The sequence below is a fragment of the Brevundimonas sp. FV1ye28 genome (assembly GCF_058681135.1).
The window spans coordinates 437,114-451,518 of the sequence record NZ_CM178731.1; the positions used below are offsets into that span (position 1 = coordinate 437,114).

Sequence of the window (14,405 nt, forward strand, 5' to 3'; positions counted from 1 at the left end):
TCAGCGCATGGCCTCCATGTCGTGGACCGGCATCATGTTGCTGTTCAGGTGGTGCATGACCCACAGCGAGCCCGACAGCACGATAACCACGATGATCAGGGTGAACAGCAGAGCCAGCAGGTTCCAGCCGCCTTCGGACTTGGGACTCATGTGCAGGAAGTAGATCATCTGGACGACGATCTGCACCACCGCGAAGCCGACGACGACCGCGATCGCCGCCCAGTTCGGCAAGGCCCCGGTCATCACCACGGCGAACGGAATGGCCGTCAGCACCACCGACAGGATGAAGCCGATCAGATAGCTGCGGTAGGTGCCGTGGTCGTGGTCGTCGGCGTGATCGTGGCCCGAAGGCTGGTCTTGGGTTTCGGGACGGGCGCTCATCTCAGGACTCCCAGCAAATAGACGAAGCTGAAGACGCCGATCCAGACGACGTCGAGGAAGTGCCAGAAGAGCGACAGGCACATGAGGCGCCGCCGGTTGGCCGGTATCAGGCCCTTCTGAACGACCTGAACCATCAGCACGCAGAGCCAGATCAGGCCGAAGGTGACGTGCAGGCCGTGGGTGCCGACCAGGGTGAAGAAGGCCGACAGGAAGGCGCTGCGCTGTGGTGTCGCCCCGACGTGGATCAGGTGCGAGAATTCGTAGAGCTCGATGCCCAGGAAGGCGAGGCCGAACAGGCCGGTGACGGCCAGCCAGGCCAGGGTCTGGGCCTGCCGACCCTTGTACATCGCCAGCATGGCGAAACCGTAGGTGATGGACGAACTCAGCAGCATGGCCGTGTTCAGCGCCACCAGATCCAGGTCGAACAGGTCGCGCGGCCCCGGCCCGGCGGCGTAGTTGCCGCCCAGGACGCCGAAGGTGGCGAACAGGATGGCAAAGATCAGACAGTCGCTCATCAGATAGAGCCAGAACCCGAGGAGAGTGCTGTGCCCTTCCGGGTGATGCGGCTCGTGCTCCAGGTGGAAGGCGAACGGCTTGGTCCGGTCGATCGCGGCGCTCATGCCTTGGCCTCCAGGGCGGCGAGGGCGTCGGTACGGGCGTCCTCGGTCGCACGAACCGTCTCCGCCGGGATGTGATAGTCGCGGTCGTAGTTGAAGGTGTGCCAGATCGCGTAGCCGACGATGGCGGCGAAGGAGGCGATCGCCAGCCACCAGATGTACCAGATCAGGGCGAAGCCCATGACCGTGGACAGGCCCGCCAGGATAACGCCCGTGCCCGTGGGCCGGGGCATGTGGATGGCCGCGAAACCCTTGACTGGCCGCTGATAGCCGCTGCGCTTCATGTCGTACCAGGCGTCACCGTCGCGGATGATCGGGGTGAAGGCGAAATTGTACTCCGGCGGGGGCGACGAGGTGGCCCATTCCAGCGTCCGCCCCTCCCAGGGATCGCCGGTGGCGTCGCGCAGCTTCTCTCGGTTCATCACGCTGACGGCGATCTGGATCAGGAAGGCCAGGATGCCGATGGCGACGATGCCCGCGCCGATGGCCGCGATGATGAACCAGATCTGGTAGGACGGATCGTCGAACGTCCGCAGCCGGCGCGTCACCCCCATCAGACCCAGCACATAGAGGGGCGCGAAGGCCACCCAGAATCCGACGACCCAGCACCAGAAGCTGACCAGCCCCCACTTGCGGTCGAGCGTGTAGCCGAAGGCCTTGGGGAACCAGTAGTTGATGCCGGCGAACAGGCCGAACAGCACGCCGCCGATGATGACGTTGTGGAAGTGGGCGATCAGGAACAGGCTGTTGTGCAGGACGAAGTCGGCCGGCGGCACGGCCAGCATGACGCCGGTCATGCCGCCGATGACGAAGGTCAGCATGAAGGCGATGAGCCACATCATCGGCAGCTCCATCCGCACCCGGCCGCGGTACATCGTGAACAGCCAGTTGAAGATCTTCGCCCCCGTCGGGATCGAGATGATCATCGTCGTGATGCCGAAGAAGGAGTTCACCGAGGCGCCGGACCCCATGGTGAAGAAGTGGTGCAGCCACACCAGATACGACAGGACCGTGATCACCACCGTGGCGTAGACCATGGAGGTATAGCCGAAGAGCCGCTTGCCCGAGAAGGTCGAGGCGATCTCGGAGAAGACGCCGAACAGCGGCAGGATCAGGATGTAGACCTCCGGGTGACCCCAGATCCAGATCAGGTTCACGTACATCATCGGACTGCCGCCGAAGTCGTTCGTGAAGAAGTTCGTGCCGACGTACCGATCCAGGGTCATCAGGGCGAGGACTGCGGTCAGAACCGGGAATGACGCCACGATCAGGACGTTGGCGCACAGGCTGGTCCAGGTGAAGATCGGCATCTTCATCAGGCCCATGCCCGGCGCGCGCATCTTGACGATGGTGGCGATCAGATTGATCCCCGACAGGGTCGTGCCCACCCCCGCGATCTGCAGCGACCAGATATAGTAGTCGACCCCGACGCCCGGACTGTAGGCGATGCCCGACAGCGGCGGATAGGCCAGCCATCCCGTCCGTGCGAACTCGCCGACGAACAGCGACGCCATCACCAGGACGGCGCCGGCTGTCGTCATCCAGAAGCTGAAATTGTTCAGGAACGGGAAGGAGACGTCGCGCGCCCCGATCTGGAGCGGCACCACATAGTTCATCAGGCCGGTGATCAGCGGCATGGCCACGAAGAAGATCATGATCACGCCGTGGGCCGTGAAGATCTGATCGTAGTGGTGGGCGTTCAGGTAGCCTTCGGATCCGCCGAAGGCCATCGCCTGTTGCAGGCGCATCATCACCGCATCGGCGAACCCCCGCAGCAGCATGACGATGCCCAGGATCATGTACATGATCCCGATTTTCTTGTGGTCCACGCTGGTGAACCACTCCTTCCAGAGATAGCCCCACAGCTTGTAGCGGGTGATCAGGGCGACCATCGAAAGCCCGCCCAGGACGACGACGCCGAAGGTCGCGATCACGATCGGATCATAGGGCAGGGCGGCCCAGGTCAGACGCCCCAGCAGGGGCGAGACCTCGACGAAGGCCGACGGGTCGGTAGCGAGATGCTCAGACATCAGGGTGCGGTTTCAAGTGACGCCATCAGGACAGGCGACTGTGGGGTGAAGGAGGTGCGGCGCGACAGGCCGGCGCCCTGCAGGCGATCCAGCGGACGCGGCGTGGCGAACAGAACCTCGCGCGAGAGCCGTTCGCGGGCGAGCGCGGCCTCGGCGGCCTCTTCGGGCGTGCACAGGGCCATGACATAGGCCTCGCCCGCGCCGCCGAAGACGGAGGATCCACGCCGGGCATAGGCGTCGTGGACGAGCGGCAGGGTGTTGCGAGCGCCGTCGAGACCGAGGCCGCCCTTGGCATCGATGGCCATCATCTCGCCCATGCACATCTTGCCCGGCTCGACGCACATGTTGACGATGGCGTCCCAGAGCAGAGGCTCCACGCTGGCGAACCTCTGGACCGGAACCCGCTCGCTGGGGCGGGCGAGCTCGAGATAGGTGCGGCGATCCAGGGTCTGGGCTTGGCTGCGCGCGCTCTCGACCCAGGCATCGAAGGCGGCGGGCTCAAGTCCCTTGAAGGTGAACTTCATTCCGGAGAAGCCGTCGCCCGAATAGTTCGCCGAGAAACCCTTGTAGTCGCCGGGCGCGTTGATGACGCCGTGCAGCTTCGTCTCCATGCCGGGCATGGCGTAGATCTGGCCTGCGAGCGCCGGGATGTAGAAGGAGTTCATCACCGAGGACGAGGTCAGGCTGAAACGGATCGGCCGATCCACGGGCGCGGCCAGCTCATTGACCGTCGCCACCCCGTATTCCGGGTAGATGAACAGCCATTTCCAGTCGAGGGCGACCACCTGGACCTCCAGGGGGCGTGTCGCGGCCGTCACCGGTCGGTCGTGATCGACCCTGTCCAGCGGACGGTAGGGATCCAGCAGGTGCGTGCCGGTCCAGGTCACCGCGCCCAGGCAGATGATGATCAACAGCGGCGCCGCCCAGATCACCAGCTCAAGGTGGGTGGAGTGGTCCCACTCCGGATCGTATTCGGCGCTGGTGTTCGATGCCCGGTACTTCCAGGCGAACCACACCGTCAGCGCCATCACGGGGATGATGATGATCAGCATCAGGACGACCGAGATCACCAGGAGGTCGCGCTGCTGGGCCGCCACATGGCCTGCGGGGTTCAGCACGACGGCCTGGCAGCCGGACAGCGCCAGACCGACGAGACACAGTATGAATGGGTGAGCGCGCACGTCGGCTGTTCCTGAAAACACCAAAATCCACGTCGCGAGGAGGGGGGACGGCGCGGATGAACTGAGTTAGGCCTTCGGGGCGGATCGGGACATTGGACAATCTGTCCAATGCCGCGTTTCGATGGAAAGGCCGAAAGAGACCGGGTAATCCATCCCGCTCAGCCTGGAGCCTCGCGGCGACATGTCCAGCCCCGACACCGACCTCTCGTCCGAGTCCCTCGAGGAAGACGCCGCGCAGATCAACGACGGCGACATCGACGCGGGTGAGATCGCGGTCGGGGTCATCATCGGTCGCACCTCCGAGTTCTTCGATTTCTTCGTCTATGCCATCGCCTCGGTGGTGGTGTTCCCGCGCCTGATCTTCCCGCATCTGGATCCGATGCAGGGGATGGCCTGGTCGTTCGCCGTCTTCGCCCTGGCCTTCGTCGCCCGGCCGTTCGGCACGGCCTTCTTCATCTCCATCGATCGACGCTTTGGGCGCGGCGCGCGGCTGACCCTGGCCTTGCTCCTGCTCGGCACCTCCACGGTGTGCATCGCCTTCGTGCCCAGCCATGCCCTGGTCGGCGCATGGTCGGTCGTTTTCCTGGCTCTGTTCCGCATGGGACAGGGCGTCGCCCTGGGCGGCGCCTGGGACGGACTTCCGTCGCTGCTGGCGTTGAGCGCGCCGCCGCATCGGCGAGGCTGGTACGCCATGGTGCCGCAGCTCGGCGCGCCCATCGGCCTGATCGTCGCCTCGTCCCTGTTCGCCTACCTGCTGGCGTCCCTTTCGGCGGCCGACTTCCTCGACTGGGGCTGGCGCTATCCCTTCTTCTGCGCCTTCGCCATCAATGTCGTGGCCCTGTTCGCCCGTCTGCGGATCGTGGTGACGCCCACCTTCCAGGCCCTGTTCGACACGCGCGAGCTTCAGCCCACGCCGGTGCTCCAGGCCATCCGGGAGGAGGGGCCGCGTATCGTCATCGGAGCCTTCGCGCCGCTCGCCAGCTTCGCCATGTTCCACATGGTCACGGTCTTTCCGCTGACCTGGGTGTTTCTCTACACCCGCGAGTCGCCGAGCCGGTTCCTGCTGATCGAGATCGCTGCGGCCGTCGCGGGCATCCTGGCCATCATGGCCTCGGGCTGGCTCGCCGATCGCTACGGACGCAGGCGCGTGCTGGGCGGCACAGCCGTGGCGATCGCCGCATTCAGCGGCTTCGCACCCCAGCTTCTGGACGGGGGATCGGGCGGTGAGCTGGCCTTCATGCTCTCGGGCTTCGTCCTGCTGGGCCTGGCCTTCGGGCAGGCGTCGGGCACGATCGCCTCCAGCTTCTCGCAGCGTAACCGCTACACGGCCTCGGCCCTGACGTCGGATATGGCATGGCTCTTCGGCGCCGGTTTCGCCCCCCTCGCGGCGCTCCTTCTCGCGGATCGATGGGGGCTTGTGGCCTCGGGCCTCTATCTGCTCTCGGGCGCACTGGTGACGCTGATCGCCCTCTGGCTGAACAGCGCGCTTGGACAAGGCAGTCTTCCGAGCCGACGGCAGCCGGCCGTCGGGGACTGAGACGATGTGGCGCCGGCTCGTCGCGATCGGCCTGGCCGCCGGGCTTCTGCTGGCCGGCTGTGATCGGGCGCCGGAGGCGTCGTCGGACATCGGCGGACCTTTCACCCTGACGGACACCGACGGCAGCCTGGTGACCCAGCGTGATCTTCTCGGCAGACCCTCGGCCGTCTTCTTCGGCTTCACCTATTGTCCCGAAGTCTGTCCGACCACCCTGGCCGAACTGACCGCGGCGATGCAGGCGCTGGGACCTGACGCGGACCGGCTCAATGTCGTGTTCATCTCGGTGGACCCGGAGCGTGACACGCCCGAGCAGCTCAAGATCTACATGTCGAACTTCGACCCGCGCATCCGCGCCTTCACCGGCACGCCGGACGCGGTGGCCCAGGCGGCGTCTGCCTATCGCGTCTTCTATCGAAAGGTCCCGATCGACGGCGGGTCCTATACGATGGACCACACCTCGACCCTGTTGCTGTTCGACGCTCAGGGGCGGTTCGTCGAACCTGTCAGCTACGGCGAGCCGGTCGAGGCCATCACCGATCGCCTGCGGAAGCTGATCGACAGGGGGTGAAGCCTCGCGCGCCTCATTTCGCCCACTTCATTTGCGAAAGATCGTCGAAGAAGCGACAGTGGTCGCCTTCCCACCAGGCTGAAGCCATGACGACGACACCCCTGCCGCCCCGCCACTATCCCACGCCGCGCGCCAAATGCGCCGATCTGGTCGTTCACCTGACCGGTCTGGCCTTCGCCCTGTTCGGCGGCGGAGTGCTTCTGGGTCTGTCGGTCGCGCGTGGGAGCACGGGGCTGGTCGTCGCCGTCGGCGTCTATGCCCTCGGCATGCTGGCCATGCTCGGTTTCTCGACCGCCTACAACTTCGCCAAGCCCCAGTGGCGCCCGCTGCTGCGTCGGCTCGACCACGCCGGCATTTTCCTCATGATCGCGGGCTCCTACACCCCGTTCACGACGCACAACCTCGAAGGCGTCTGGGCCTGGGCCATGACCGGGGCGGTCTGGGGTCTGGCGACGCTCGGTGCGCTGGGAAAACTGTTCCTGCCGGGCATCGGCAAGGGGCTGTGGGTCGGAGTCTATATGGCGCTGGGCTGGCTGGTCGTCATCGCCTTCCAGCCCATGGTCGCCCACGGCTCGTGGATCGCGCTCCTGCTGCTGGCCATCGGCGGCGCCCTCTACATGACCGGCGCGGTCTTCTATGTCCGCAAGAAGCTGAAGTGGTTCCGGGCCATCTGGCACGGCCACGTCGTGGCGGCCGCCAGCGTGCACTGGGCCGCGGTCCTCGTCGGCGTGGTCCTGACGACGAACCATTAGGTTCGATGGGGCTGCCAGTTCGGCGGACACAGGTTGATGTCCTGCGACCGGAGCCTATCTAGGCAGTATCGACGGAGCGCGCGTTCGCCGGCTCCGTCTTCGCCGCTCCAAGGATCGCCCCATGAAGACCATCGGTTACGCCGCTCAATCGACCACGTCCCCGTTGGCTCCGTGGGAGTTCGATCGTCGCGAGCTGCGCGCCAACGATGTTCAGATGGAAATCCTCTACAGCGGCGTCTGCCACTCCGACCTGCACCAGGCGCGCAACGACTGGGGCTGGTCGTCCTATCCGGTCGTGCCGGGCCACGAGATCATCGGCGTCGTCACCGCTGTCGGGCCCGAAGTCACCAAGTTCAAGGAGGGCGACCGCGTCGGCGTCGGCTGCATGGTCGACAGCTGCCAGCACTGTGACCAGTGCGACAAGGGCGAAGAGCAGCTCTGCCGCCACGGCAACACCCAGACCTACAACGGCAAGGACCGGATCACGGGCGAGCCGACCTACGGCGGCTATTCCAAGCATCTGGTCGTGCGCGAAGAGTTCGTCCTGTCCGTGCCGGACGCGCTGGACATCACCAAGGCCGCGCCGTTGCTCTGCGCCGGCATCACCACCTGGTCGCCGCTGAAGACCTGGGGCGTCAAGGAAGGCAGCCGCGTCGGCGTCATCGGCCTGGGCGGTCTCGGTCACATGGCGGTCAAGCTGGCCGTGGGCCTGGGCGCCCATGTCGTCGTCCTGAGCCGTACCGCGGACAAGGAGGCCGACGCCAAGGAACTGGGCGCGCATGAACTGCTGGTCTCGTCCGACAAGGCGGCGATGAAGGCGGCGGCGAACAGCCTGGACCTGATCATCGACACCGTGCCGGTCAAGCACGACCTCAACCCCTACATGCCGCTGCTCGACATCGACGGCACCCTGGTCATCGTCGGCCAGCTCGGCCCGATGGAAGAAATGTCGACCCTGCCTCTGCTGATGGCCCGTCGCCGCGTTTCGGGCTCGCCCATCGGCGGCATCCGCGAAACGCAGGAGATGCTCGACTTCTGCGCCGAGAAGAACATCCACCCCGACGTCGAGATGATCCGTATGGACGAGATCAACCACGCTTTCGACCGCATGGAAAAGTCCGACGTCCGCTACCGCTTCGTCATCGACATGGCCTCTCTGGACGCACCGACGGCCTGACCCCGTCTGTCCAAGTCTTCATCCGCCCGCCCCAATCCCGCCACACTCCGCTACATATGTAACGCTACAAATGTAGCGGAGTGACGGCGATGATCGAGGGACTGCCGAGGCGGGAGCGAGAGGTGTTCGAACTCCTCTGTCGGCTTGAGGTCGCGACCGCCGCCGCCGTCCGGGCCGCCATGCCCGATACATTGAGCGATTCCGCCGTCCGCACCCTGCTGAAGCGACTGGAAGATCGCGGGCTGGTGTCGCGGGCGTCGGGCGGGGACGGGTTCGAGTATCGGCCCGTACCCCGCACCGAAAGCGTCGCCGCCGGTGCCCTGAAGCGGATGGTCGACACCTTCTTCGCCGGGTCCGCCGCCGGAGCCGCCACGGCCCTTCTAGGCATGGGCGAGCCGCTGAAGGCCGACGAGATCGCGGCGCTGGAAAAACTGCTCGACCAGGCGCGGGAGCGCGACCAATGAGCGCCGCTCTTCTGGTCGCGCTCCTGGTCAAGTCGTCGGTCATCGCCGGCCTCGGTCTCGCCCTGTCTCATCTGGTCGCCCGCCGGGCGGAAGACCGGGTGGAGGTCCTGCGCGCCACAGCCTGCCTCCTGCTCGCCTTGCCGGTGCTGATGGCTTTCGGGCCCGCCCTGAGCCTCGCGCTCCTGCCCGCCGCCGAACAGTTCGCCCCGCCTCCGCCCGCGCTATGGAGCGGTGACCTGCATCCGGTCGAGGGGGTGACCGTCTCGGGGTCGCTGTTTCTGCCGTCGCTCGGTCAGACCCTGGCCCTGGTCTGGACGCTCGGCGCCCTGGTCGTCGCCGGCCGGTTCGCCGCCGGCGTCTGGACACTGTCACGCTGGACTGAGGGCGCGCGCCCGGTGAAGTCCGAGGCCTGGACCGGGACGCTCGTGGCCCTGTCACCCGCCGCCCGGCCGCTGCTGAAGTCCAGTGACCGGATCACCAGCCCGCTCAGCTGGGGTCTTTATCCCGGCGCCGTCCTGATCGACCCCGCCACCCTGTCGCGACCCCAGACGGCCGCCGCCGTTATGGCCCACGAGATGGCGCACATCCGCAGGCGGGACTGGCTCTTCCTGGTCCTGTCTCGGCTGGCCCTCGCCCTGTTCTGGTTCAATCCCCTGGTCTGGCTGCTACATCGCAGCCTGATCGAACGCTCCGAGGAAGCGGCCGACGCCGTCGCCGTCGGACAGGTGGATCGTCACGCCTATGCCCGCGCCCTGATCGGCCTCGCCGCCGCTCCGGGACCGCAAACCCCGTCCCTGGCCGCGACCGCGATGGCGGGCGACGGCCGCTCCCTGAAACGAAGGATCGCAAGCCTCATGACCGACAAGACCCCCGTCCGCCGTCCGGCCGTCATCCTGACCGCCGTCGTCGCCCTGGCCGCCGTAGCCACCCCGATCGCGGCACTGGAGATTAGTTCGCGCTGCGACGAAAAGGCCCCTGTCGCCGGGGCGCCGAAGGCTCCCCTGGCCGTCGGCGCTGTGCAGGCCGCCGCGCCGAAGACGGAGGCCGCCCCGGCGGTCGAGGCGCGTCGCGGCTTCTTCAATCTGGCTGGGTTCGGCTTCGCGCCTCAGGTCCCGCCGGTTCCGCCCGCACCGCCTGCGCCGCCCGCTCCGCCGTCGCTGGCCGTGCCTCCGGCCCCGCCGGCCCCGCCGGCTCCCTTCAGCATGATCCCGCCGCCGGCCCCGCCCTCGCCTCCCGCTCCGCCGCCCGCCTACAGCGGCCAGCACGTCATCACCTACAACGGCCGCAACTGGGAGGATCTCACCCCGCAAGAGCGTCAGCATGCCCAGGAGGCGCGTCAGGCCGCCACGGAAGCGCGCCTCGAGGCCGACCAGAACCGTCGCACCGCCGACCTCGCCCGTCGTCAGGCGGACAGGAGCCGCATGCAGGCTGACAGGGTTCGTCAGCAGGCGGATATCGCCCGCCAGCAGGCCGATTCGGCCCGGGTCGCTGCCGAGCATGCCCGTGTCGCCGGCGAACACGCCCGCCAGATCGGTCTGGTCCACGCCGCCGAAGGTCGCCGCACCGCCGAGCGTGCGCAGGCTCAGGCCCGCGTCGCCATGGACAGCGCCCGCCGCGCCCAGGCCGATGCCCGCGTCAACATGCGGGCGGGCGTCGTGAACATGCGTCGGGGCGCGGAGCAGCTGCGCCAGGAAAGCCGCCGCCTCCAGGACCCCGCCTACCGGGCTCGCCAGATCCGCGAGAACGCCGCGCGCGGCAATACGGTCACCGATGCGGAGCTTCAGGCCGCCGGTCGCCGGATGCCGGGGCAGGCCGCCGAGATGGAACAGAACGCGGACGAACTGGCCGCTCGCGCCGAAGACCAGTGATCCTGTGAGGCGGTTCGATGCGCTCGGCCCGATGGCCGCGCCGAACCGCCTCGTCTAGGGTCGTCGGGAATCGATAAGAGACCCGAATGGCCCGCATTCCGACGACGACCGCCGCGACCCCCGGTCCCCGCAAGCCCCGCGCGGTGAAGGCCGCCCCCGGCGTGGCGGTCCCTGATGCGGTCGAGCCGCCGCCTGGTCCGCCCGCGAAGAAGCCGATCTGGACCCATCTGTATTTCCAGGTCCTGGTCGCCATCGGCCTCGGCGCTTTGATTGGCCATTTCTGGCCCGAGTTCGGCGAGAGCCTCAAACCCCTAGGCGACGCCTTCATCAAGCTGGTGAAGATGATCATCGCCCCGGTGATCTTCCTGACCGTCGCCCTGGGCATCGCCCACCTGCGGGATCTGGGGAAGGTCGGGATCGTCGCGGCAAAAGCCTTCGCCTACTTCCTGACCTTCTCGACCCTGGCCCTGATCGTCGGCCTGATCGTCGCCAATGTCGTCCGCCCCGGCGCCGGCATGAACGTCGATCCGGCGACGCTGGATCAAGGGCTGGTCCAGGGCTACAGCGCCGCGGCCCACGACAGCACCATCGTCGGCTTCCTGATGAACATCATCCCCGACACGGTCGTCGGTGCCTTCACGACCGGCAATATCCTCCAGGTCCTGTTCTTCGCCATCCTGTTCGGCATCTCCCTGGCCGCCATCGGGGATCGGGCCAAGCCGGTGATGACCCTGCTGGAAAGCGCGTCCGAGGCCTTCTTCAAACTGGTCGCCATCCTGATGAAGGCCGCGCCCATCGGGGCCTTCGGCGCCTTCGCCTTCACCATCGGCCGCTACGGCATCGAGTCGGTGATCAGCCTGGCGGCCCTGGTCGCCACCTTCTACCTGACCTCCGCCCTGTTCGTGGTCGTGGTCCTGGGCGCCGTCGCCCGGGTGAACGGCTTCTCGATCTTCAAACTGATGCGCTACCTGAAGGAGGAGCTGCTGCTGGTCCTCGGCACCTCATCCTCCGAGGCGGCCCTCCCCAGCCTGATCGACAAGATGGAGAAGGCGGGTTGCGACAAGCCCGTCGTCGGTCTGGTCGTGCCTCTGGGCTATTCCTTCAACCTCGACGGCACCAACATCTACATGACGCTGGCGGCCCTGTTCATCGCCCAGGCCTGCGGCATCGACCTGACCCTGGGCGAGCAGGCCCTGCTGCTGGGCGTCGCCATGCTCTCGTCCAAGGGCGCGGCAGGCGTGACCGGCGCCGGCTTCATCACCCTGGCGGCGACCCTGGCGGTCGTGCCCTCCGTGCCGATCGCGGGCATCGCCCTGATCCTCGGCGTCGACCGCTTCATGAGCGAGTGTCGCGCCCTGACCAACTTCATCGGCAATGCGGTCGCAACCATCGTCGTCTCGCGCTGGCAGGGCGGGCTGGATCGCGACCGGCTGGATGCGGCGCTGTCGGGGGCGCCGATGCCGGTCGCTGTGGGATCGCGGGAGAGCGACGCGGACTAGGACCGTCCCAACCCCCACCGTTCACCCCGGCGAAGGCCGGGGTCCAGATCACGAACTCGGCGGGCAAGAGTGAGCCACGCAGTCTTACTCCACATGTCCGCGTGTGTTTCTGGACCCCGGCCTTCGCCGGGGTGCACGGAGGTGATGATACGTAGGACTATTTTCTTCGGTCAGCCTTGCGCTCTCTTGACGTCATTGCCACCTGATCCGGTCGGTCTTTGACAGGTCCATATCTTCAGGTTCGCGAGCGTCGGGACCCGAACGCTTCGGACGCTTCGGACGCTTCGGACTGTGTTTTGGCGTCCAGGTCATCCTGCAACGGGACTCTACGGACTATCTGGACTCTGAATTCCGAATTCGCGCGGCTCAACCGACCAGCGCCGCCCGCTCCTCGGCCGTCAGCATCCGCCACGCGCCCTCGGGCAGATTGTTCAGGTGGATCGGCCCGATCCGTATGCGGAGCAAGTCGACCACCTCCAGATCGGCATGTTCGCACATCCGCCGGATCTGGCGGTTTCGACCCTCGGTCAGGATGAACTTCAACCGCTGCTGCTCCATCCGGCTGACGCGGGCGTACTTCAGTTGCCGCCCATCCAGCATGATCCCATGCCGCAGCAGGTTCAGCTTCTTCTCGGTCACGTCGCCCGCGACCCGGACCAGGTATTCCTTGTCCAGCTTGGACTCCGGCCCGATCACCGCCTTGGCGACGACGCCGTCCGAGGACAGCATCAACAGGCCGCGCGAATCCTCGTCCAGACGCCCGATGGGGGGCAGGGAGGCGTCGGCGGCGGGCGTCACGCCCTCGCCGATCCGGTTGGCGTCGGTCAGCAGCCGCACCGCCGGGATCTTGTCCGGCTCGGGCTGGCCGGAGACATAGCCGAGCGGCTTGTGCATCACGATGGTGACGCCCGCCGCCAGCGCGGTCGTAGCCCGATCCGACAGGGTCAGGGTCTGGCCCGCCTCGATCTTGCGGCCTGCATCGGTGACCACCTCGCCGTCGATGGAGACCAGGCCGTCTGCGATCAGGGCGTCGGCCTCGCGCCGCGAACAGACCCCCGACTGGCCCAGCCATTTGTTGATCCGGCTCGGCTCTGCGCCGTCATAGGTTCGGGAAAAGGCCAAGCTCAGTCGGCCGCGAGGGCGGCGGCGGCGATGGCCGCGTCGTCCGCCGCAGAGGCGCCCGAGACACCGATGGCGCCGACGATCCGCCCGCCCATGACGATCGGGATGCCGCCCGCGATCGGCAAGGCGTCGTCGTTGGCCAGGGTGACGACACGCCCGGCCAGGGTGCGTTCTTCCATCCTCGCGGTGGCCTGACGATAGCGGGCGGCGGTTTCGGCCTTTCTCTGGGCGACGAGGATCGAGCCGTACTGAGTGTCGTCCATCCGCACGAAGGCCACCAGTTCACCGTTCGGCTCCACGATCGCGACGGCCATACGGTGGTTGGCGGCGCGGGCGGCGCGGACCGCCCGGTCCAGGATCGCCTGGGCGTCGGCCAGCGTGATCGGCTCGCCATAGGACGGGGCGCTGGCCTGTTTGGACAGGCCGGTCGTGGTCTGGGCCAAGGCACCGGGGGCGACGGCCGCGAGGGCCAGGGCGAGGAAAAGGGCTTTCATGGTCGGGGTCCGTTCTGGATCGTTGGGTCAGGCGAGGCGGAAGAGAAGCATCAGATTGTTGGCGGGCATCTCGACCCGGCGTGTCAGGTGCAGCCGGTGAGCCTTGGCCAAGGCGACGACCTCGTCCAGTTCGCGCAGGCCCCAGGCCGGATCGCGGGCCTTCAGGCTCTCGTCGAACGCGGCGTTCGACGGGGCAAGCGGCGTATCGCTCTCGCGATAGGGCCCGTAGAGGACCAGCAGCCCGCCGGGATCCGGCAGGATGCGACCGGCGCCGGCCATCAGGCCCTCGGTCGCCGCCCATGGGCTGATGTGGATCATGTTGGCGCAGAAGACGACCTGCGCATCGATCTCGGGCCAGGCGCCCGGATCGGCGGCGTCCAGGGGCAGGGCGGGGCGGAGGTTCGCCAAGGCGGCTTCGGCGGTCCAGGCGGCGATGCTGGCGCGGGCTTCCGGCGACGGATCGCTGGGCGTCCAGATCGTGTCGGGCAGGGCGCGGGCAAAGGCGACGGCATGCTCGCCGGACCCCGACGCCACTTCCAGAACCCGGGCGCGGGCGGGCAGGTGGGCGCGCAGCACCTCCAGGATCGGCACGGTGTTTCGCGCCACGGCCGGAGAGGCCAGGGCGCCGGCCGTCGCGGCCTTCTGAACGGAATCGAGCGTCTGCACGCAAGATGGATACAGGTGGGGGAGGTTCGGCGCGACTGGATTCCGCCCT

14 protein-coding genes are annotated in these 14,405 nt (G+C 67.2%); 7 read left to right on the plus strand and 7 right to left on the minus strand.

The genetic code is table 11. The annotated features are described in order from the left end of the window. The 4 genes from cyoD to cyoA are packed head-to-tail and all read right to left on the minus strand — an operon-like array spanning nucleotide 1 to nucleotide 4,209. Complete coding sequence (cyoD, locus tag ACW171_RS02100) at nucleotides 1-381, minus strand: cytochrome o ubiquinol oxidase subunit IV (protein ID WP_492095455.1); 381 nt, start codon at nucleotides 379-381, stop codon at nucleotides 1-3. Beyond that, nucleotides 378-1,001: a cytochrome o ubiquinol oxidase subunit III gene (gene cyoC / locus ACW171_RS02105; protein WP_492095456.1), complete on the minus strand. Its 624-nt coding sequence runs from the start codon at nucleotides 999-1,001 to the stop codon at nucleotides 378-380. The genes cyoD and cyoC overlap by 4 nt, the downstream gene beginning before the upstream one ends. Beyond that, on the minus strand, nucleotides 998-3,028 hold the full coding sequence (gene cyoB / locus ACW171_RS02110) for a cytochrome o ubiquinol oxidase subunit I (protein ID WP_492095457.1): 2,031 nt from the start codon (nucleotides 3,026-3,028) through the stop codon (nucleotides 998-1,000). The genes cyoC and cyoB overlap by 4 nt, the downstream gene beginning before the upstream one ends. After that, a complete protein-coding gene (cyoA, locus tag ACW171_RS02115; RefSeq protein ID WP_492095458.1) occupies nucleotides 3,028-4,209 on the minus strand; it encodes a ubiquinol oxidase subunit II in 1,182 nt (393 codons plus the stop codon). Before cyoA ends, cyoB begins: the two co-directional genes overlap by 1 nt. A 181-nt stretch (nucleotides 4,210-4,390) precedes the next feature. Between cyoA and ACW171_RS02120 the strand changes: the two genes are divergently transcribed. The 7 genes from ACW171_RS02120 to ACW171_RS02150 all read left to right on the plus strand — a co-directional run bounded on the left by ACW171_RS02120 (nucleotide 4,391) and on the right by ACW171_RS02150 (nucleotide 12,074). Continuing rightward, on the plus strand, nucleotides 4,391-5,746 hold the full coding sequence (locus tag ACW171_RS02120; RefSeq protein ID WP_492095459.1) for an MFS transporter: 1,356 nt from the start codon (nucleotides 4,391-4,393) through the stop codon (nucleotides 5,744-5,746). A 4-nt stretch (nucleotides 5,747-5,750) separates the two neighbouring features. After that, complete coding sequence (locus tag ACW171_RS02125; protein ID WP_492095460.1) at nucleotides 5,751-6,314, plus strand: SCO family protein; 564 nt, start codon at nucleotides 5,751-5,753, stop codon at nucleotides 6,312-6,314. A gap of 86 nt (nucleotides 6,315-6,400) precedes the next feature. Next, on the plus strand, nucleotides 6,401-7,066 hold the full coding sequence (gene trhA, locus ACW171_RS02130; protein WP_492095461.1) for a PAQR family membrane homeostasis protein TrhA: 666 nt from the start codon (nucleotides 6,401-6,403) through the stop codon (nucleotides 7,064-7,066). A gap of 121 nt (nucleotides 7,067-7,187) precedes the next feature. Further along, nucleotides 7,188-8,243: an NAD(P)-dependent alcohol dehydrogenase gene (locus tag ACW171_RS02135; RefSeq protein WP_492095462.1), complete on the plus strand. Its 1,056-nt coding sequence runs from the start codon at nucleotides 7,188-7,190 to the stop codon at nucleotides 8,241-8,243. A 122-nt stretch (nucleotides 8,244-8,365) separates the two neighbouring features. Next, nucleotides 8,366-8,707: a BlaI/MecI/CopY family transcriptional regulator gene (locus ACW171_RS02140; RefSeq protein ID WP_492095463.1), complete on the plus strand. Its 342-nt coding sequence runs from the start codon at nucleotides 8,366-8,368 to the stop codon at nucleotides 8,705-8,707. After that, entirely contained in the window at nucleotides 8,704-10,575 is a 1,872-nt protein-coding gene (locus tag ACW171_RS02145) for a M56 family metallopeptidase (protein ID WP_492095464.1), read from the plus strand. Before ACW171_RS02140 ends, ACW171_RS02145 begins: the two co-directional genes overlap by 4 nt. Nucleotides 10,576-10,661: 86 nt before the next feature. Next, a complete protein-coding gene (locus tag ACW171_RS02150) occupies nucleotides 10,662-12,074 on the plus strand; it encodes a dicarboxylate/amino acid:cation symporter (RefSeq protein WP_492095465.1) in 1,413 nt (470 codons plus the stop codon). A 366-nt stretch (nucleotides 12,075-12,440) separates the two neighbouring features. On the opposite strand, the gene ACW171_RS02155 is transcribed toward ACW171_RS02150, so the two are convergent. Genes ACW171_RS02155 through ACW171_RS02165 form a run of 3 tightly spaced genes read right to left on the minus strand, consistent with a single transcriptional unit; the run spans nucleotide 12,441 to nucleotide 14,356 of the window. Then, nucleotides 12,441-13,196, minus strand: coding sequence for a pseudouridine synthase (locus ACW171_RS02155; protein ID WP_492095466.1), 756 nt, complete (start codon nucleotides 13,194-13,196; stop codon nucleotides 12,441-12,443). A gap of 2 nt (nucleotides 13,197-13,198) precedes the next feature. Next, nucleotides 13,199-13,690: a GlcG/HbpS family heme-binding protein gene (locus ACW171_RS02160; RefSeq protein WP_492095467.1), complete on the minus strand. Its 492-nt coding sequence runs from the start codon at nucleotides 13,688-13,690 to the stop codon at nucleotides 13,199-13,201. Between the two features lie 27 nt (nucleotides 13,691-13,717). After that, nucleotides 13,718-14,356, minus strand: a complete 639-nt coding sequence (locus tag ACW171_RS02165) for a DUF938 domain-containing protein (protein WP_492095468.1) — start codon at nucleotides 14,354-14,356, stop codon at nucleotides 13,718-13,720. Between the last annotated feature and the right edge of the window lie 49 nt (nucleotides 14,357-14,405).